15 protein-coding genes and 1 riboswitch are annotated in these 18,456 nt (G+C 73.0%); of the genes, 2 read left to right on the forward strand and 13 right to left on the reverse strand.

All coding sequences use genetic code 11. The features are described 5' to 3' along the window. Nucleotides 1-25 precede the first annotated feature (25 nt). The 7 genes from ACGIF2_RS10060 to ACGIF2_RS10090 all read right to left on the reverse strand — a co-directional run bounded on the left by ACGIF2_RS10060 (nucleotide 26) and on the right by ACGIF2_RS10090 (nucleotide 8,716). On the reverse strand, nucleotides 26-1,036 hold the full coding sequence (locus ACGIF2_RS10060; protein WP_396046122.1) for a DnaJ C-terminal domain-containing protein: 1,011 nt from the start codon (nucleotides 1,034-1,036) through the stop codon (nucleotides 26-28). A 50-nt stretch (nucleotides 1,037-1,086) separates the two neighbouring features. Further along, on the reverse strand, nucleotides 1,087-1,734 hold the full coding sequence (locus ACGIF2_RS10065; RefSeq protein WP_396046124.1) for a nucleotide exchange factor GrpE: 648 nt from the start codon (nucleotides 1,732-1,734) through the stop codon (nucleotides 1,087-1,089). Next, nucleotides 1,731-3,599: a molecular chaperone DnaK gene (gene dnaK / locus ACGIF2_RS10070; protein ID WP_396046126.1), complete on the reverse strand. Its 1,869-nt coding sequence runs from the start codon at nucleotides 3,597-3,599 to the stop codon at nucleotides 1,731-1,733. Before dnaK ends, ACGIF2_RS10065 begins: the two co-directional genes overlap by 4 nt. Before the next feature lie 283 nt (nucleotides 3,600-3,882). Next, on the reverse strand, nucleotides 3,883-4,680 hold the full coding sequence (locus ACGIF2_RS10075; RefSeq protein ID WP_396046128.1) for a hypothetical protein: 798 nt from the start codon (nucleotides 4,678-4,680) through the stop codon (nucleotides 3,883-3,885). Between the two features lie 150 nt (nucleotides 4,681-4,830). Then, complete coding sequence (locus ACGIF2_RS10080; protein ID WP_396046130.1) at nucleotides 4,831-5,898, reverse strand: ABC transporter ATP-binding protein; 1,068 nt, start codon at nucleotides 5,896-5,898, stop codon at nucleotides 4,831-4,833. Beyond that, complete coding sequence (locus ACGIF2_RS10085) at nucleotides 5,898-7,637, reverse strand: ABC transporter permease (protein WP_396046132.1); 1,740 nt, start codon at nucleotides 7,635-7,637, stop codon at nucleotides 5,898-5,900. Before ACGIF2_RS10085 ends, ACGIF2_RS10080 begins: the two co-directional genes overlap by 1 nt. Then, entirely contained in the window at nucleotides 7,634-8,716 is a 1,083-nt protein-coding gene (locus tag ACGIF2_RS10090; RefSeq protein ID WP_396046134.1) for a thiamine ABC transporter substrate binding subunit, read from the reverse strand. Before ACGIF2_RS10090 ends, ACGIF2_RS10085 begins: the two co-directional genes overlap by 4 nt. Nucleotides 8,717-8,797: 81 nt before the next feature. Then, nucleotides 8,798-8,933: riboswitch (TPP riboswitch) on the reverse strand. A gap of 63 nt (nucleotides 8,934-8,996) precedes the next feature. On the opposite strand from ACGIF2_RS10090, the gene ACGIF2_RS10095 reads away from it, so the two are divergent. Further along, entirely contained in the window at nucleotides 8,997-9,275 is a 279-nt protein-coding gene (locus ACGIF2_RS10095; protein WP_396046136.1) for a DUF4235 domain-containing protein, read from the forward strand. Between the two features lie 30 nt (nucleotides 9,276-9,305). Here the strand turns inward: ACGIF2_RS10095 and mnhG are convergent, their stop codons facing one another. The 6 genes from mnhG to ACGIF2_RS10125 are packed head-to-tail and all read right to left on the reverse strand — an operon-like array spanning nucleotide 9,306 to nucleotide 15,876. Further along, on the reverse strand, nucleotides 9,306-9,716 hold the full coding sequence (gene mnhG, locus ACGIF2_RS10100; RefSeq protein ID WP_396046138.1) for a monovalent cation/H(+) antiporter subunit G: 411 nt from the start codon (nucleotides 9,714-9,716) through the stop codon (nucleotides 9,306-9,308). Next, on the reverse strand, nucleotides 9,713-10,111 hold the full coding sequence (locus tag ACGIF2_RS10105) for a monovalent cation/H+ antiporter complex subunit F (RefSeq protein WP_396046140.1): 399 nt from the start codon (nucleotides 10,109-10,111) through the stop codon (nucleotides 9,713-9,715). Before ACGIF2_RS10105 ends, mnhG begins: the two co-directional genes overlap by 4 nt. Continuing rightward, nucleotides 10,108-10,692: a Na+/H+ antiporter subunit E gene (locus ACGIF2_RS10110; RefSeq protein WP_396046142.1), complete on the reverse strand. Its 585-nt coding sequence runs from the start codon at nucleotides 10,690-10,692 to the stop codon at nucleotides 10,108-10,110. The genes ACGIF2_RS10105 and ACGIF2_RS10110 overlap by 4 nt, the downstream gene beginning before the upstream one ends. Then, nucleotides 10,689-12,284 carry a Na+/H+ antiporter subunit D gene (locus tag ACGIF2_RS10115; RefSeq protein ID WP_396046144.1) on the reverse strand — a complete coding sequence of 532 codons (1,596 nt, stop codon included), beginning with the start codon at nucleotides 12,282-12,284 and terminating at the stop codon, nucleotides 10,689-10,691. The genes ACGIF2_RS10110 and ACGIF2_RS10115 overlap by 4 nt, the downstream gene beginning before the upstream one ends. Next, nucleotides 12,281-12,811, reverse strand: a complete 531-nt coding sequence (locus tag ACGIF2_RS10120) for a Na(+)/H(+) antiporter subunit C (RefSeq protein ID WP_396046456.1) — start codon at nucleotides 12,809-12,811, stop codon at nucleotides 12,281-12,283. Before ACGIF2_RS10120 ends, ACGIF2_RS10115 begins: the two co-directional genes overlap by 4 nt. Before the next feature lie 8 nt (nucleotides 12,812-12,819). Then, a complete protein-coding gene (locus tag ACGIF2_RS10125; RefSeq protein WP_396046146.1) occupies nucleotides 12,820-15,876 on the reverse strand; it encodes a Na+/H+ antiporter subunit A in 3,057 nt (1,018 codons plus the stop codon). Between the two features lie 300 nt (nucleotides 15,877-16,176). On the opposite strand from ACGIF2_RS10125, the gene ACGIF2_RS10130 reads away from it, so the two are divergent. Next, nucleotides 16,177-18,393, forward strand: coding sequence for a (Fe-S)-binding protein (locus ACGIF2_RS10130; protein ID WP_396046148.1), 2,217 nt, complete (start codon nucleotides 16,177-16,179; stop codon nucleotides 18,391-18,393). Nucleotides 18,394-18,456: the final 63 nt, after the last annotated feature.

Here is an 18,456-nt window from a genome sequence, read left to right on the forward strand (position 1 = left end):
CAGGTGGTTCCGGTGGTCCTGGTGATCATGCCTGCGCACGCACCTTGAGGTCGGCACGCACGTCCTCGCCCGACGTCGCCGCGGCGAACGCCTCGACCGCCTGCTTCGCGTCGCCCGCGAGCTTCTGCGGCACGACGACCTGCACGGTCACGAGCAGGTCGCCCGTGCCCTTGGTCGTGGTGATGCCGCGTCCCTTGACGCGCAGGGTGCGCCCCGAGGGGGTGCCCGCGGGGACCTTGACCCGCACGGACGACCCGTCGAGCGTCGGGACGTCGATCTGCGCCCCGAGCGCCGCCTCGTCGAACGAGACGGGCACGGTCACACGCAGGTTGTTGGCCTCGAGCGTGAACACGGGGTGCGCGGTCACGCGGACCGTCACGACGAGGTCGCCGGCGGGGCCGCCGTTCTCGCCGGGCCGGCCCTTGCCGCGCAGCCGGATCTTCTGGCCGTCGTGCACGCCCGCGGGGATGCGGGCGTTCACGGTGCGGCCCTCGACGTTGAGCGAGATCGTCGACCCCTCGGTGGCCTGCCGGAACGGCAGGGTGGTGACGGCCTCGAGGTCGGCGCCCGGGCGGGGGCCGCGTGCGCCCCCGCCGAAGCCGCCGAAGCCGCCGCCACCCCCGCCGAACAGGCCCCCGAGGATGTCCTCGAAGCCCTCGGGCATCTCCTGGCCGCCGCCACCGCGACCGCCCGTCGAGAAGCGCACGCGCTGGCCACCGCCACCGAAGCCGCCCCCGAAGAGGTCCTCGAAGCCCGCACCACCGCCACGGCCACCACCGGCACCCGAGAAGCGGGTGCCGGTGGCCATGGCCCGCAGCTGGTCGTACTGCTGGCGCTGCTCGGGGTCGGAGAGGACCGAGTAGGCCTCTCCGACCTCCTTGAACTTCGCCTCGGCGCTCGCGTCACCCGGGTTGTGGTCCGGGTGCATCTTGCGGGCGAGCTTGCGGTACGCCTTCTTGATCTCCGCCTGGTCGGCCCCTTTGGGGACGCCGAGCACGGCGTAGTAGTCCTTCTCGAGCCAGTCCTGGCCGCTCACGGCGCCTCCCTCCCGCTCATCGTGCGCCCGGTGCGCCGCTGCGCGGCGACTCAGGCATCCGGGTCGACGACCGCCACGCGGGCGGCCCGCAGGATGCGGTCACCCGCCCGGTACCCGGGCTGCAGGACGTTGGAGACGGTCGGCTCGCTGACCTCGGCCGAGTGGGAGTGCATGAGCGCCTCGTGCACGTTCGGGTCGAAGACCTCCCCGACGGCCCCGTAGCGGACGATGCCGAACCGGCTCAGCGTGCTCTCGAGCTTCTCCGAGATCGACAGGAACGGACCGGTCAGGTCGCCGTGCTGACGCGCGAGCTCGATGTCGTCGAGCACCGAGATGAGCGACTCGGCCACCTCGGCGACCCCGCGGTCCCGGGCGACGGCCGCCTCGGCCTTGGAGCGCTTGACGTAGTTCGAGTACTGCTGCTCGACGTTGTAGTACGCCGCGTTCGCGCGCTGGAGCTCCTCGAGGCGTTCGGCCGCGAGGGCCTCGGCCGCGACGAGCGCCTCGACCGTGTGCGCGTCGGCCTCGGCGTCGAGCCCCGCGAGCGGGTCGTGCTCGCCGCCCTCCTGGGGCTCGTGGGGCTCGCGCACCTGACCCGTCTCGGGGTCGACGCGCCGCTTGTCGGTGAACCGGGGCGCGCCCTCGCCGGAGGAGTCGGGCTGACCCTCTCCCCCGGCGTGGGCCTCGTGCTCGCTCACTTGGACTCGTCCTCGTCCACGATCTCCGCGTCGACGACGTCCTCGTCGCTCGCGGCCGAGGAGCTGTCGGACGGGGCCTCGCCCGCCGCGCCGGCACCGGCGGCCGCGCCGGCCTGGTCGGACGAGTACAGCGCCTCGCCGATCTTCTGGCCGGCCGTGACGAGCTGCTCGTGCTTGGCCTTGACGGCCGAGACGTCCTCGCCCTCGAGCGCGGTCTTGAGCTCGTCGATCGCGGACTGGACCTCGGTCTTGACGTCGTCGGACAGCTTGTCGCCGTTGTCGGCGAGCAGCTTCTCGGTCGAGTAGACGAGCTGCTCGGCGGAGTTGCGGGTCTCGGCCTCCTCACGGCGCGCCTTGTCCTGCGCGGCGTGCTCCTCGGCCTCCTTGACCATGCGGTCGATCTCGTCCTTCGGCAGCGCCGAGCCGCCGGTGATCGTCATCGACTGCTCCTTGCCCGTGCCGCGGTCCTTCGCGGAGACGTGCACGATGCCGTTCGCGTCGATGTCGAACGTGACCTCGATCTGCGGGACCCCGCGCGGGGCCGGGGCGATGCCGGTGAGCTCGAACGTGCCGAGCGGCTTGTTGTCGCGGGCGAACTCGCGCTCGCCCTGGAAGACCTGGATGAGCACCGACGGCTGGTTGTCCTCGGCCGTGGAGAAGATCTCCGAGCGCTTGGTCGGGATGGCCGTGTTGCGCTCGATGAGCTTGGTCATCACGCCGCCCTTGGTCTCGATGCCGAGGCTCAGGGGGGTGACGTCGATGAGCAGCACGTCCTTGCGCTCACCCTTGATGACACCGGCCTGGAGCGCGGCGCCGATCGCGACGACCTCGTCCGGGTTGACGCCCTTGTTGGGCTCCTTGCCGCCCGTGAGCTCCTTGACCAGGTCCGTCACGGCGGGCATGCGGGTCGAGCCGCCCACGAGGATGACGTGGTCGATGTCGGCGAGCTTGATGCCCGCGTCGCGGATCACGGCGTGGAACGGCGCCTTGGTGCGGTCGAGCAGGTCAGCGGTCATCTGCTGGAACTGCGCGCGCGTGAGCTTGCTGTCCAGGTGGACCGGACCGTTCTCGCTCATCGACAGGTACTGCATCGAGATGTTGGTGCTCGTCGCGGACGAGAGCTCCTTCTTGGCCTGCTCGGCGGCCTCGCGCAGACGCTGCAGGGCGATCTTGTCCTTGGACAGGTCGACGCCCGTGGAGTTCTTGACCTCCTTGATGAGGTGCTCGACGATCCGGTTGTCCCAGTCGTCGCCACCCAGGCGGTTGTCGCCCGAGGTCGCGCGGACCTCGATCGTGGAGAAGTCGTCGTCCTTGCCGACCTCGAGGAGGGACACGTCGAACGTGCCGCCGCCGAGGTCGAAGACGAGGATGAGCTCGTCCTCCTTGCCGCGCTCGAGCCCGTAGGCGAGGGCCGCGGCGGTCGGCTCGTTGACGATGCGCAGCACGTTGAGGCCGGCGATCTGCCCGGCGTCCTTCGTGGCCTGGCGCTCGGCGTCGTTGAAGTAGGCCGGGACGGTGATGACAGCGTCGGTGACGGGCTCGCCCAGGTACTCCTCGGCGTCGCGCTTGAGCTTGCCGAGGATGCGCGCGGAGATCTCCTGCGCGTTGTACTGCTTGCCGTCGATGTCCACGGACCAGTCGGTGCCCATGTGGCGCTTGACCGAGGTGATCGTGCGGTCGACGTTGGTCACGGCCTGACGCTTGGCGACCTCCCCGACGAGGACCTCACCGGTCTTGGAGAACGCGACGACCGACGGGGTCGTGCGCGAGCCCTCGGCGTTGGCGATGACGGTGGGCTCGCCGCCCTCCAGGACCGAGACCACCGAGTTGGTGGTGCCGAGGTCGATGCCTACTGCTCGAGCCATGAGCGTGCGCCTTCTTCCTTGTGGGTGCGTGTTCCCCGGGGCGGTGTGCCACCACCACGGAGATGCCTTGAGTCTGCTGGGCTCAAGTCTGCGCGCTCGACGCGGCCCACGCAAATCCCGGGGCTCAATATTGAGTCTGGTCCGCTCAACTCTGGAGGCGGAAACCGCCCCCACTCACCCTCCAGTGGACTCCAGCAACGACGGACCTGCACGCCGAGCGGGCGCCCAGGCGCCGCTCAGACGCGCGTGACCGACCCCGGAACGCCGGACGACGAAACCGGTCTCAGCTGACCCGCGTGCGCCGGGGGCTCGCGGTCGTCGAGGCGGCGGCAGCCATGCCCCACCACTGCGACCACCGGTCCAGGACGCTCGCGACCTCGGCGTCGGACACGTCGTAGAGCGAGAGCACAGCGGTCACCAGACCGTGCGGGGGGCGGGCCGCCGCCGGGGTCTCCAGGAGCACGAGCATCGCCGACTTCGTGCCGAGCAGCCGCAGACCGACCTGGTACTGGCTCTTGTAGGCCAGCGTGCCGCCCACGCGTGAGCCGTCGGGCAGGGTGGTCTGGACGTGGCCACCCACCGGCACCCCGCGCAGACCGTGCAGCCCGAGCCGGTCCAGCAGCCGGTCGTGCAGCGTGCCCGCGTCCATGTCGCGCATGACGACGGTGCGGCGCCCCAGCCCCGGGTACTCCTCGAGCGCGAACTTGAGCTGGTTCGCGCCCGCGAGCCAGGCCTCGTCCCGCGGGTCCTGCACGCCGTCGAACGTCGTGAGGCCGTCGTGGCTGCGCCGCTGGATCGACAGGTGCGACCGCTGGTGCGACTCGTGCGGCACGGACGTGACGACGGCACGGTCACCGCGCGGCCACGTGAGCGTCCGCACCGGGTGCCCGTCGACCGACGAGGTCTCCGACGCGCTCGCGCGCACCTCGAACATCTCGTGGATCTCGTCGGCGAGACCCTCGCGCTCGAAGCCGAACCAGCGCCGCACCAGCTCAGGGTCACGCAGGTGGTGCCACAGCACGTCGGCGGGCACGCCGACGTCCATCGCGACGATCTCGCGGTGCTCGATCCCGACGACCATGCTCACTCACCTCGCCCCTCACGCCGGGGCAGTCGGGCCACGGCGGTGTTCTACCGACCGTAGCCCGGGGCGCGACCGACGGCCTGTCCGGAAGGTGCGAACTGCGTCACACCCGGACAGGCCTCGCGTCTCGCCCAGCCGGGCCGCGAGTCAGCGCAGGAACGCCACCGACCCGGCGTCGAGCGCGAACGCCGCGTGCTCGCCCGGCGCGCACGTCGCGCCCGCGGGGGCGACGGCCGTCACGTGCCCGACGCCCTCGACGCGCACAGCGAGCTCGGCGTGCCCGCGCCGGAACGCGACCCCGAGGACCTCGCCCCGCACGACCGCGCCGGCCGCGTCCGGCGCCAGGACCAGCGCACCCGGGGCGAGGGCGAGGACCGACGCCGCACCCGCGCCGACGGTCTCCGTCGTCCGCCCCGCGCCCGAGACGACCGCCCCCGTCAACGCGGTGCCCACGGGCGACCCCGCGGCCACGAAGGCCTCGTACCCCAGGAACTCGGCGACCTCACGTGTGGCCGGTGCGCGCCACAGCTCGGCAGGCGGGGCGACCTGCAGCAGCCGGCCCCCACCCATCACGCCGACGCGGTCGCCGACGGTCGACGCCTCGTCGTGGTCGTGCGTCACGAACAGCGCCGTCGTGCCCGTGGCCAGCAGCGCCGCCCGCAGGTCGTCCGCGAGCCGTTCGCGCAACGCGCGGTCGAGCGCCGAGAGCGGCTCGTCGAGCAGCAGCAGCCGCGGCCGGGGCGCCAGGGCCCGCGCGAGGGCGACCCGTTGGCGCTCACCGCCCGAGAGCGTCGCGACGCCGCGCCGCGCGTAGCCCGCGAGACCCACCACGTCGAGCAGCTCGGCGACGCGCGCCTCCCGCTCCGCACGCGGCACGCCGGCCGTGCGCAGGCCGAACGCGACGTTGCCGCCCACGTCGCGGTGCGGGAAGAGCTGCCCGTCCTGGAACATCAGCCCGAAGCCGCGGCGGTGCACCGGCACCCCGGCCAGGTCCGCGCCGTCCCAGGACACCGTGCCCGCAGCGAGCGGCTCGAGCCCGGCGACGGCGCGCAGCAGGCTCGACTTGCCGCAGCCCGACGGGCCCAGCAGCGCGAGCACCTCGCCGCGCGCGACGTCGAGGCTCACAGCGTCGACAGCGGGCGGGGCCTGGGCGGGTGAGCCGCGGCGGACGTCGCCGTACCGGACGCTGACAGCGTCGATCGTGAGCCCGTCCATCAGAGCTCGCCTCCTCCTGCGGGGCCGCGCAACCTCTCGGCCGTGGCCATGATCCCTGCGGTGAGCAGGGCGAGCAGCACCGACGCCGCGAGCGCCATGCCGTGGTTCTCGGCCCCCGGGCGCCCGATGAGCCGGAAGATGACGACCGGCAGCGTGGGCCGGTCCGGGCGGGCCAGGAACGACGTCGCACCGAACTCCCCCAGCGAGACCGCGAACGCGAACCCGACCGCGAGCCCCAGCGACCGCGCCGCCATCGGGACGTCGACCGACGCGAGCACCCGGCCCGGACCGGCACCGAGGGTCGCCGCGGCCTCGCGCAGCCGCGGGTCGATCGCGCGCAGCACGGGCAGCACGGTGCGGACCACGATCGGCACCGCGACGACTGCCTGCGCGATCGGCACCAGCAGCGCGCTGCGGCGCAGGTCCACGTCGAGGCCGAACGGGTGGTCGAGCGTCAGCAGGAAGCCGAAGCCGACCGTGACCGCGGAGACGCCGAGCGGCAGCATGAACACGGCGTCGAGCAGCGAGACCGCACGTCGCCCGGCACGGCGTCGCGGCCGGCGTGAGACGACCAGCGCGACGAGCCCGCCCACCACCACGGCGAGCACAGTCACGTCGACCGCGATGCGCAGCGAGTTGACCGCCGCCTCCCACACCGTGACCGTCAGGGCGTTGGGGCCGCCGGTGGTCCCCAGGTTCACGTAGTTGTCGAGCCCCCAGCCGGTGGGGGTGCGCAGCGAGCGCACCACGAGCGAGACGAGCGGGAGCGCGAGCAGCACCACGACCAGGGCGGTGACCGCCGCGGCCACCGCGTCGGGGGCGCTGCGCAGCCGCAGCGGCCGGGTGCCGTCGACGGGCTCGGCGAGGTTCAGCGCGCGCTCGCGGGTGCGCCGTGCGCGGGCCGCCACCACCAGCACCGCGGCGACGATCACGACCTGCACCACCGACAGCACCGACGCGGCGCGCAGGTCGAGGAACTGCGTGGTCTGGATCCAGATCTCGGTCTCGATGGTGCCGAAGCGCAGGCCGCCCAGCACGAGCACGGTGCCGAAGGCCGTCGCGCAGAACAGGAAGACGAGGGAGGCAGCCGACGCGATCGCGGGACCCAGCGCGGGCAGCGTCACGGACACGAACGCCCGGGCGGGCGACGCGCCGAGGGCACGGGCGGCCTGCTCGGTGCGCGGGTCGATCCGCTCCCACAGGCTGCCGACCGTGCGCACCACGATCGTGTAGTTGAAGAACACCAGGGCCGCGACGATCGCCGCGAAGGTGCCGTCGAGGTGCAGCCCGGCCAGCAGCCCGCCCTCGGCCAGCAACGAGCGGAACGCGACACCGACCACGACCGTGGGCAGCACGAACGGCACCGTGACGAACGCCCGCACCGCACCCCGGCCCGGGAACCGGCAGCGGTGCAGCACGTACGCACCGGGCACCCCGAGCACGACGGCGATCACGGTCCCGAGGCTCGCCTGCGCGAGCGTGAGGCCGATGATGCGCCACGTGCGCTGCCGGGCGAAGACGTCCGCGAAGGCCGACAGGTCGAGCGTGCCGTCGGTGACGAAGCCGCGCGCGACGAGCGTCACGACGGGCCACGCGAAGAAGAGGCCGAGGAACACGAGCGGGATCCCGGCGGCGAGCCCCCACGCGAGCACGCGCACGGCGCCGGCCCCGCGCCGGGCACCGGGACCAGGCCCCGGTGCCGACGGTGCGGTGGTCGGCGCCGGCGCGAGGGTCGTCATCGCGTGACGATGTCCGTCCATGCCCGGATCCACTCGTCGCGGTGCTGCTCGACGTCCGCGGGCGCCACCTGGAACGGCGCGTCCGACAGCGGGGCCCAGCGGGCCCACTCCTCGGGCAGCTCGACCGCGCTGCTCACCGGGTACATGTACATCGACCCCGGGATGTCGGCCTGCACGGCGTCCGAGAGCAGGAAGTCGACGAACGCCTGCGCACCCTCCGGGTTCTCGGCGTTCGCGAGCACGCCCGCGTACTCGACCTGCCGGAAGCACGTGCCGAGCAGCGCGCCGGTGGTCGGCTCCGAGCCGCCCTCGGGCACGGTGAACGGCGGGGACGACGCGTAGGACAGCACGACCGGGCGCGAGCCCGCCCCGCTGCCGCCCGTGAAGTCGACGTCGTACGCGTCCGACCAGCTCTCGACGACCTTCACGCCGTTGGCCTGCAGCTGCTCCCAGTACCCCTGCCAGCCGTCCTCGCCGAACGCGCCGACGGTCGCGAGCAGGAACGCCATGCCCGGCGAGGACGTCGCGGCGTTCGTGACCACGAGCAGGTCGCGGTACGCGGGCTGCGTGAGGTCGTCGAGCGTGACCGGCTCGGCGACGCCGTGCGCCGCGAACCACTCGTGGTCGACGTTGAGGCACACGTCGCCCACGTCGACGGCGGTCAGCGAGCCCGAGGCGTCGGGGGCGTACTGCTCGGCGTCCGCCGCGGCGGGGACCGCGGACGTGTAGGGCGCGAGCACCCCCGCGTCGATCGCCCGGGACGCGAACGAGTTGTCGATCCCGAACGCCACGTCGCCCAGCGGGGCGTCCTTGGTCAGGACGAGCTGGTTGACGAGCGAGCCGCCGTCGCCGGGCGTGACGGTCTCGACCTGCAGGCCCGACTGCTCCTCGAACTGCTCGATCAGGCCGTCGCTCAGCGCGAACGAGTCGTGCGTGACGAGGGTGACGGTGCCGGTCGACGCGTCGGTCGCGTCGTCGGGGCCGGGGTCGATCGCGGAGCAGGCCGCGAGGGTCAGGGCGGTCGCGGCGGCCAGCGCTGCGCCGAGCGCGCGTCGGGCCGGACGGGTGGTGCGTGACATCGAAGAGTCCTCCCAGAGATGCAGGAGGGGGTCACCGCCGCCACCGGCCCCCGCGGCGTGCGCCGTGACCGACGACGACGGGGACTGAGAAGCCCGACTCCCTACGCCGGTGTGATCCGGATCAGGTTCGAGGGTCTGCGGTAGGCCCGCACTCTCAGCGCCCTCGACCCTCTCGGCACGGTGCCGGGCGGGCTGTGGCGCTCCCCTGTCGTTCAGCGGCGACCCTACACCGCGCGTACGGTGTCCCTCAGCCGCACTCCATCCACCTGCAGGAGGACCAGTGAACGACGAGAAGCAGTCGATGCTCGCCAAGATCGCCGGCACCGTCGTGGCGCTCGCCGCCGCCTGGGCCGCGCAGAAGGCGATCACGGTGGCGTGGAAGGCCGCGACCGGTCACCAGCCCCCCAAGCCCGACGACGAGGGGGACGCCGGCGTCCGCGAGCTGGTCGCCGCGGCTGCCGTGTCGGGCGCCGTCGTGGCGATCTCCCGGGTGCTCGCGACCCGCGGCACCGCGACCTTCGCGGCACGCGTCAACCGGAACCGGCACACCGCGGCCTGAGTCCCGCGCCGCCGCCCGACGTCGGACGGGTCAGGGGCGCTGCTCGTTGTCGGGCACGGGCGGCGGGAGGTTCGGCGGCTCGGCGTTGTCGGCCTCGGCCTGGTCGCGCGTCAGCTCGTCGACCACGAGCAGGTCCTTGCGCACCTTGCCCGTGCGGTAGCCCGAACGGCCGACCATGTGCGCCGAGACGGGCGCCGTCAGCATCTGGAACAGCACCACGAGCACCAGCGCCCACACCTCGGCGGCCGAGCCGATCCGCAGCGCGAGGCCCGCGAGCACGAGCACCAGGCCCAGGATCTGCGGCTTCGTGGCGGCGTGCATGCGTGAGAGCAGGTCCGGGAAGCGCAGCACCCCGACGCCTGCGGCGAGCGCCAGGAACGCGCCCGCGATCATGAAGACCGACGCGACGACGTCGGCGACGGTCGACCACCCGATGCTCATCGCACCTCCCCGGGGGTGTCGCCGCCGTGCTCGTCGGCGGCCTCTTCCGAGCCGGGCCCCGAGGCGGACTCGCGGCGCAGCCGTGCGGTCTCCTCCGCCGCGATCTCCTCGCGGGTGCGGACCCGGCCCTCACCCTCGGGCTCGACCGACGCGAACCGCGCGATCGTGACCGAGGAGACGAAGCCCACGAGCGCCAGCGCGACCAGGATCGGGATGATCTCGGTGCGTCGGGCGACGGCCGCGTACAACGCACCGGCCGAGATCATCGTCGCGACGACGATGTCGAGCGCGATGGTCCGGTCCAGCATCGACGGGCCCTTCTCGACCCGCACCACGGCGAACACGCACCCGACGGCGAGCATCAGCCCGGACACCACCACGACCCAGGTGCTCATGAGCCCACCTCCTGTCGCCGCGCGCCACGCGGGCCGCGGTGCAGCGGGAGCCCGGCCTGGCGCAGCTCGTCGTCCGAGGCGAACGCGCGCAGCACCCGTTCCTCCTGGTCGAGCACCGCCTGCCGGGCCTTCTCGATCCCGCCCGACTGCGCGACGTCGAGCACGTGCAGGTACAGCTTGCCGGTCAGCCGGTGCGCCTCGACCACGAGCGAGCCGGGGACGAGCGAGGACAGCTCGGCGGTCAGCGTCAGGTACAGGTCCGAGTGGCTGCGCAGCTGCACGCCGATCACAGCGCCGTGCGGCACGTGCCCCGGGCGCAGCGCGAGGAACGCGACCTCGAACGACGCCCGGACCAGGTCCAGCAGGAAGCGGCCGAACAGGCGCAGCACCCCGAGCGGGCGCACCCGCCCGTGGAACACGATGGGGGTCATGGGCAGGCCCACGGTGACCAGCACGCCCAGCACCAGGCCCGCCACGACGTCGGCGACCGAGAACGTGCCCCACAGGAGCACCCACACGACCGCGAGCCACAGGATGGTGGCCCACTGCCGGGTCCACGGCCGACGACGCGACGGGCTCACGGGGTCACCGCCGCGGGCGAGGGCTGCGGGGTCGACGGGGCGTCGGGCATGGCGTCCTCGACCAGGTCGGCCGAGACGCCGCCGCCGCGCTCACCGTCGGGCAGCACCGCGTCGATGTACGGGGTGCGCTCCTTGAGCGAGGCCGCGGCGCGGTCGGTGTACGCGTACAGCGGGCCGCCCGCGATCGTGAGCATCAGCCCCAGCCCCACGAGCGCCGCCGTGGGACCGACCATGCCGCCCGGGACGCGCGTGTCGGGCAGCGCGGCGGGGGGCGTCTGCCAGAAGGCCTTGTTCCACGCCTTGACCAGCGCGTACAGCGTGAGCAGGGACGTCACGACCCCGCCGACGACGAGCGTGTACGCGAGCGGCGTGCCGAGCTGCACACCGGCCTCCAGCAGCCCGACCTTGCCGAGGAAGCCCGACAGCGGCGGGATCCCCGAGAGGTTCATCGCGGGGATGAAGAACAGGATCGCGAGCACCGGGGCCAGCTTCGCCAGGCCACCGAGCCGGTCGAGGCTCGTGCTGCCGCCCCGGAGCTCGATGAGCCCCACGACCAGGAACAGCGCCGTCTGCACGGTGATGTGGTGCGCGACGTAGTAGATCGCCGACGACCAGCCCGCCTCGGTCGCGAGCGCGATGCCGAAGATCATGTAGCCGATGTGGCTCACCAGGGTGAACGAGAGCAGACGTTTGATGTCGTCCTGGGCGACCGCCCCCAGGATGCCCACCAGCATGGTCGCCAGCGCGGCCCACATGAGCACGTCGTCGAGGCGCCCGTCGGGGAACAGCAGCGTCTGGGTGCGGATGATCGCGTACACGCCGACCTTGGTCAGCAGGCCCGCGAACACAGCCGTGACGGGCGCGGGAGCCGTCGGGTAGGAGTCGGGGAGCCACGACGAGAGCGGGAAGATCGCCGCCTTGATGCCGAACGCGAGCAGCAGCATGACCTGCAGCACGAGCCGCACCCCGCTGTCGATCTCCGGCAGGCGCACGGCGAGCTGCGCGAGGTTCACGGTGCCCGTCGCCGCGTAGATCATCGCGATGGCCACGAGGAACAGCACCGAGGACAGCAGCGCGACGACCACGTAGATGCTGCCCGCACGGATCCGCTCGCCCGTCCCACCGAGGGTGAGCAGCACGAACGAGGCGGCGAGCAAGATCTCGAAGCCGACGTAGATGTTGAACAGGTCGCCCGAGAGGAACGCGTTCGCGACACCGGCCGTCAGCACCAGGTACGTCGGGTGGTAGATCGAGACGGGGGCCGCCTCGTCGCCGTCGGCCTCGCCCTGGGCGAGCGAGTACACCAGGACGCACAGCGTCACGGCGCTCGAGATCGTGAGCATGAGCGCCGAGAGCCGGTCGGCGACCAGGTCGATGCCGACGGGCGCGGCCCAGCCGCCCACGTCGAGCACGAGCGGCCCGCTGTCGGCGATCACCAGCAGCGACGCCGACGCGAGGAGCACGAGCGAGAGCGCGACGACGCTGATGGTCCGCTGCGCCCGCGGGCGGCGGTACAGCGCGAGCGCGAGCCCCGCACCGAAGAGCGGCACCACCACCGGCAGCGGCACGATCCACGTCAGGTCGGTCGTCATGGGCGCTCCTCGGTCTCGGAGGCTCCAGGCCCGCCCTCGGGGGTGGCGTCGTGGGGCACGCCGGGCCCTCGCAGGTGCTCGTCGGTCTCGTCGCGCGTCTCGGCGGCCTCCTGGTCGAGCGTCTCCCCGGCGGCCTCGGTGTCGCTGTCGGTGAACGCCCGCTCGTCGAGCGCGGCGAGCCGCGCGATACGGCGGTCCTCGACGTCGTCCTGCACCTCGTCGTGGCGGTGCAGCTGCCACGAGCGGTACGCCATGGCCATGAGGAACGCCGTCATGCCGAGCGTGATGACGATGGCCGTGAGGACCATCGCCTGCGGCAGCGGGTCGCTCATCTCCGCGACGGGTGAGTCGCCCACGATGGGCGGGTTGCCCGCGGCGCCGCCCGCGATGAGGAACAGCAGGTTCGCGCCGTTGCCGATGAGGATCACGCCGATGAGGACGCGCGAGAGGCTGCGCTCGAGCAGCAGGTACACGCCGGCCATGAACAGCGCGGCGATCACGACCACGAGGGTGAGGTTCGGGCTCATGTCGATGGTCACGGTCGGCCTCCTGACCTGCGGCCGCGGCCCGGGCCCGACGCGCCGTCGGCGGGGCCCTGCGCGGGCACCGGTCGGGTGTCGTCGTACGCGTCCGGGCCACGCTCGCCCTGCTCGGCCTGCTGGTCGATCTCCGCGCCGAGGCTGCGCAGGATGTCGAGCACGAGCCCGATCACCACGAGGTACACGCCCACGTCGAAGAACAACGAGGTCACGAGGTGCACGTCGCCCAGCACCGGCAGGTGCAGGTCGATGATCCAGGACTGCAGCACCGAACCGCCCGCGAACAGCGCGACGATGCCGACCCCGGCCGAGAGGAACAGCCCGCTGCCGAGCAGGAGGCCGGGCTGCACGGGCGCGGCCTCACCGAGCTCGTAGCGACCGCCCGCGAGGTAGCGCACCACCAGCGCGGTGCCCGTCACGAGGCCTGCGGCGAACCCGCCGCCGGGCGAGTTGTGCCCCGAGAACAGCAGGAACAACGAGTACATGATCATGGTGTGGAACAGCAGCCGGACCGTGACCTCGAAGATCACCGAGCGGCGCTGGGGGGCGAGCGTGCGCCCCGCACGCAGCCACTCGCGCGAACGTGAGCCCATGCCCTGGGCGCGCGCTGCGACGGTGCCCGGCGGCAGGTTCGCGGGGGTGCGCAGCGCGGCCATCGGGTCGGGCGTCCCGCCCCACACGTGCCGGCTCTCGGTCGCGTCCTGGGCGCGGTAGATCGCGCCACCGCGTCGCCGCAGGAAGACGAGCGAGGCGACACCCGTCGCCGCGACGAGCAGCACCGAGATCTCGCCCATCGTGTCCCACGCGCGGATGTCCACGAGCGTCACGTTGACGATGTTCTTGCCGCCGCCGAACTCGACGGCCTCCTCGGCGAAGTGCGCCGAGACCGGCACGTGCATGCGCGCACCCGGCACCACGACCGCGAGGCCCGCCACCGTGAGACCGACCGCGAGCCCGACACCGAGCCGCACCCAGCGGCTCGGGGCGAACGGGCGGTCCGAGAAGTACGGGGGGAGCCGGCGCAGCACGAGCACGAACACGACGAGCGTGATGGTCTCGGTCAGCACCTGGGTCAGCGCGAGGTCGGGGGCGCCGTGCAGCAGGAACAGACCGGCGACGCCGTAGCCGCTGACGCCCAGCAGGATCACGGCCTTGAGGCGTCGGCGAGCACGGGCCGCGAGGACCGCGGAGACCACGACGAGCGCTCCCAGGAAGGCCTGGGCGGGGGTGTCCCACGCGGCGAACGTGGCGGACGGCTCGGTCGAGGCGATCAGCACCCCGCCCACGGCCACCACGAACACGACGAGGATCACGCCCAGGTAGACGGGCAGCGAACCGCGCTGGGTGAGGGCCGTGACGTCGGCTGCGAGGTCGTCGAGCTTGCGCATCATGCGGCGGTAGACGCGGTCGGCCTCGGGCCCCGTCGACAGCTCTTCCTGGAAGCGCTCGACCGGGGCGCGGACGACGAACAGCAGCGCACCGACGCCCAGCACGAGCAGCGTGATGAGCAGCGTCGGGGTGAGCCCGGCCCACAGCGCCAGGTGGCCCGGCTCACCCACGGGGTACGTCGCGGCGTAGGGCTCGAGGAGGTCCTGGCCGAAGCCCGGCAGCAGCGCGACGGCCAGCCCGAGCACGGCGAGCACGAGCGCCGGGGCCACGAGCACCGGCGAGGGCTTGGTGATCGACGCGGGGCGGGCCGGCACGCCGCGGTCCACGGCCACCTCGCCCGGCTCGTCGGCCGCGTGGATCACGGGCTTCGTCGCGAACGCGCCCCACCACAGGCGCAGGCCGTACGCGACAGTGAGCATCGACCCGACCGCGACGGCCGCGAGCACGACCCCGCCGACCCAGCCGCGGCCCAGGTGCCCGATCGACTCGAGCGCGGCCTCCTTGGCCACGTAGCCCGCGAACGGCGGCAGCCCGATCATCGACGCCGTGGCCAGCGCGGCGGCGGTCGCCGTCACGGGCAGCGCGCGACCGACCCCTGAGAGCCGTCGCAGGTCACGCGTGCCGGTCGCGGCGTCGACGACGCCCACCACGAGGAACAGCGCGGCCTTGAACATCGCGTGCGCGCCGAGCATCGCGAGCCCGGCGAGCGCGGTCGCCCGGGTCCCGATGCCGACCAGCAGGATGATCAGGCCCAGCTGGCTCACGGTGCCGAACGCGAGGATGAGCTTGAGGTCGTGCTGGCGCAGGGCCCGGTAGCCGCCCAGCAGCAGCGTGCCGCAGCCCAGCACCACGACCACGACCTGCCAGGCCGTGAGCTCGGAGTAGCCGGGCGCGAACCGCGCCACGAGGTACACGCCCGCCTTGACCATGGCCGCGGCGTGCAGGTACGCGCTCACGGGGGTCGGCGCGGCCATCGCGGCCGGCAGCCAGAAGTGGAACGGGATGAGGGCCGACTTGCTCACGGCACCCACGAGCAGGCACACGACGGCGACGGTCACGGCGGTCGTGGTGGGCGGCGGCGACGCGACGACCTCGGAGATCCGGTACGTGCCGGCAGCCTCGCCCAGCAGCACGATGCCCACGAGCATCGACAGCCCGCCCGCGGTGGTGATGACGATGGCCTGCATCGCGGCCCGTCGGCTGGCCTTGCGCTCGTTGTAGTGCCCGATGAGCAGGTACGACAGCACCGTCGTGAGCTCCCAGAACACGTACAGCAGCAGCATGTCGTCCGCAGTCACCAGGCCGAACATGGCTCCGGCGAACGCGACCAGCACCCCCGCGAACCGGCCCATGCCGCGGGCGCTGGCCGAGAAGTACGCCGAGCAGTACACGAGGACGAGCGCGCCGATGCCCCCGACGAGCAGCGCCATGAGCCACGAGAGGGTGTCCAGGCGGAACGACAGATCGAGGCCCAGCGCGGGTATCCACTGGACCACCTGCACCGGCCCGCGGCCCGCCATCACGTCGCCCGTGAGCGTCAGGGCCCACACCGCGACCGACGCGGGGGCCAGCGCCAGCACCGCGAACGCCTTCCGGCCGAGACGACCCACCAGTGCGGGCGCAGCAAGTGCCGCTGCGAGGTGCACGGCGAGCAGTGTCAGCACGTCCGCTCCGTCCTGTGGTGGGCGGGTGGTCGGTCAGTGGCCCTGCGAGGACCGGGAAGGAAGGTGCTGTTGTCAGCGGCAGCTACGAGCACGCGTGACGACTGTGAGCGCCGACCACGGTGCGTGACTGGATTGCAGAAGACACTATCAACCGCACCAGGGTGCCCCGGCGCACCCGGACGCTCCGGAAACCCTGCCCGAAGCCGCGGATCGGTGCAGGCCGGGCACTCGCGGGGGCGTCGGCGGCCGCTCGGTCCGTCGCGGCGTCCGCACCCCAGGGCGACCCGCTAGCGTGACCGCGTGACCGCCCTCGAGATCGTCTGCCTCGCGCTCGTGCTCGTCGCGAGCGTCGTCGGTGTCGCCGTGTTCGTCCGCGGGTGCGTCGCGATCGTCCGCACCGTGCGCATCGGGCGCCCCGACGCGACCCGCCGGGGTCCCGTCGGTCCGCGGCTGCGCACAGTGCTCGGCGAGGTGCTGAGCCACGACCGCTTCCAGGGCAAGCCCGTGGTGCGGGCCGCGCACTGGGTCGTGATGCTCTCGTTCCCGATCCTCTTCTTCACGCTCGTCACCGGCTACGCCCAGGTCGTCGACCAGACCTACGCGCTCCCGCTCCTGGGTCACCTCGTCCCGTGGGAGTGGGCCACCGAGGCGATCGCGTGGACGTCGCTGGTGGGGATCTGCGCGCTCATCGGCATCCGGCAGCGCCGCCGCCCGCGGGCCGGGCAGGACGAGGCCACGCAGCGTCGGTCGCGCTTCTTCGGGTCGAGCGAGTGGCAGGCGTACGTGGTCGAGGCCACCGTGCTGCTCGTCGTCGTGGCGGTGCTCGTGCTGCGGGGCCTCGAGTACGCGCTCGCCACGCAGGACCCGGCGACGGCGCACCTCGCGAGCGCCTGGCACTTCCCGCTGACCGCCTGGTACGGCTCCGCGTGGGCCGGTGCCGCGACCGGCACGCTCGAGACGGCCGTGGTCGTCGCGGCGACGATCAAGATCCTCGTGTCGATGTCGTGGTTCGTGGTCGTCGGGCTGCAGCCCACCATGGGCGTCGCCTGGCACCGCTTCCTGGCCGTCGTCAACATCTACGCGCGCCGGTACCCCGACGGCACCCCGTCCCTCGGGCCCCTGCAGCCCGTCCTGGTGGACGGCACCCCGCTCGACATGGCCACCATCGAGGACCTGCCCGACGACGCCCGGCTCGGCGTGGGCGCGATCGAGGACTTCACGTGGAAGGGCCTGCTCGACTTCGCGAGCTGCACCGAGTGCGGCCGTTGCCAGGACCAGTGCCCGGCGTGGGCCACCGGCAAGCCGCTGTCGCCCAAGCTCGTGACCCTCGCGCTGCGCGACCACGCCGCCGCGACCGCGCCGTACCTGCAGGCGGCCCGCGCATCGGGCACCGCGGACGCCGGGACCTCCGCGGCCGATGGGGCCGACGGGCACGCCGGGCTCGACCTGATCGGCACGGGCGTGCTGGACCCCGAGGCGCTGTGGGCCTGCACCACGTGCGGCGCGTGCGTGCAGCAGTGCCCCGTGGACATCGAGCACGTCGACGCGATCGTGGACGTGCGCCGCTACCAGGTGCTCATGGAGTCGGCGTTCCCCAAGGAGCTCGGCGGCACGTTCACCAAGCTCGAGCGCCAGGGCAACCCGTGGGGCCTGCCCGCCCGGGCTCGCCTCGACTGGGCCAAGGGCCTGCCGTTCGACGTGCCGGTGGTCGGCGCCGACGTCGACTCCGCCGCGGAGGTCGACTACCTGTTCTGGGTGGGTTGCGCGGGCGCCTACGAGGACCGCGCCAAGCGCACCACCCGGGCCGTGGCCGAGCTGCTGCACACCGCCGGGGTCTCGTTCGCGGTGCTGGGCGACGGCGAGTCCTGCACGGGCGACCCGGCCCGCCGCGCCGGCAACGAGGTGCTGTTCCAGATGCTCGCGACCGCGAACGTCGAGACCCTCAACGAGGTCGGCGCCCAGGCGATCGTCGTGACCTGCGCGCACTGCTTCAACACCATCTCGCGCGAGTACCCCCAGCTCGGGGGCCGCTACGACGTGGTGCACCACACCGAGCTGCTCGACCGGCTCGTCGCCGAGGGCCGCCTGACCCCCACCGACCCGCAGCCCGGCACCCCCGCCGACGGCCAGCGCGTCACCTACCACGACCCCTGCTACCTGGGTCGGCACAACCAGGTCTACGCCCCGCCGCGCGAGCTGCTGGGAGCCCTGCCGGGCGTCGAGCTCACCGAGATGCCCCGCAACCGCGAGCGCTCGTTCTGCTGCGGCGCGGGCGGCGCCCGGATGTGGATGGAGGAGTCGATCGGCACCCGGATCAGCACGAACCGCGCGGCGGAGGCCGTCGCGACCGGTGCCGACGTCATCGCCACCGCGTGCCCGTTCTGCACAGTGATGCTCTCCGAAGGTGTCGCGGCCCAGCCCGCCGCGACCGGTGACGCCTCGACCCCGCCCGTCGGGGTCCCCGAGGTCGTCGACATCGCCCCGCTGCTGCTCGACCGGGTCCGCCCCCGCGACTGACCCACCAGGTCCGGGGTCGGTGACCACCAGCGGCCGCACCGGGACCCGCCCCGCGGCGATCGG

This window comes from Cellulomonas sp. P22 (genome assembly GCF_044392165.1).

Bases quoted from the DNA above. Each gene is read 5' to 3' on its own strand.
- ACGIF2_RS10080 (WP_396046130.1), bottom strand. From the start codon at position 5,898: ATGGACGGGCTCACGATCGACGCTGTCAGCGTCCGGTACGGCGACGTC.
- dnaK (WP_396046126.1), bottom strand. From the start codon at position 3,599: ATGGCTCGAGCAGTAGGCATCGACCTCGGCACCACCAACTCGGTGGTC.
- ACGIF2_RS10120 (WP_396046456.1), bottom strand. From the start codon at position 12,811: ATGAGCCCGAACCTCACCCTCGTGGTCGTGATCGCCGCGCTGTTCATG.
- ACGIF2_RS10085 (WP_396046132.1), bottom strand. From the start codon at position 7,637: ATGACGACCCTCGCGCCGGCGCCGACCACCGCACCGTCGGCACCGGGG.
- mnhG (WP_396046138.1), bottom strand. From the start codon at position 9,716: ATGAGCATCGGGTGGTCGACCGTCGCCGACGTCGTCGCGTCGGTCTTC.
- ACGIF2_RS10075 (WP_396046128.1), bottom strand. From the start codon at position 4,680: ATGGTCGTCGGGATCGAGCACCGCGAGATCGTCGCGATGGACGTCGGC.
- ACGIF2_RS10090 (WP_396046134.1), bottom strand. From the start codon at position 8,716: ATGTCACGCACCACCCGTCCGGCCCGACGCGCGCTCGGCGCAGCGCTG.
- ACGIF2_RS10115 (WP_396046144.1), bottom strand. From the start codon at position 12,284: ATGACGACCGACCTGACGTGGATCGTGCCGCTGCCGGTGGTGGTGCCG.
- ACGIF2_RS10105 (WP_396046140.1), bottom strand. From the start codon at position 10,111: ATGAGCACCTGGGTCGTGGTGGTGTCCGGGCTGATGCTCGCCGTCGGG.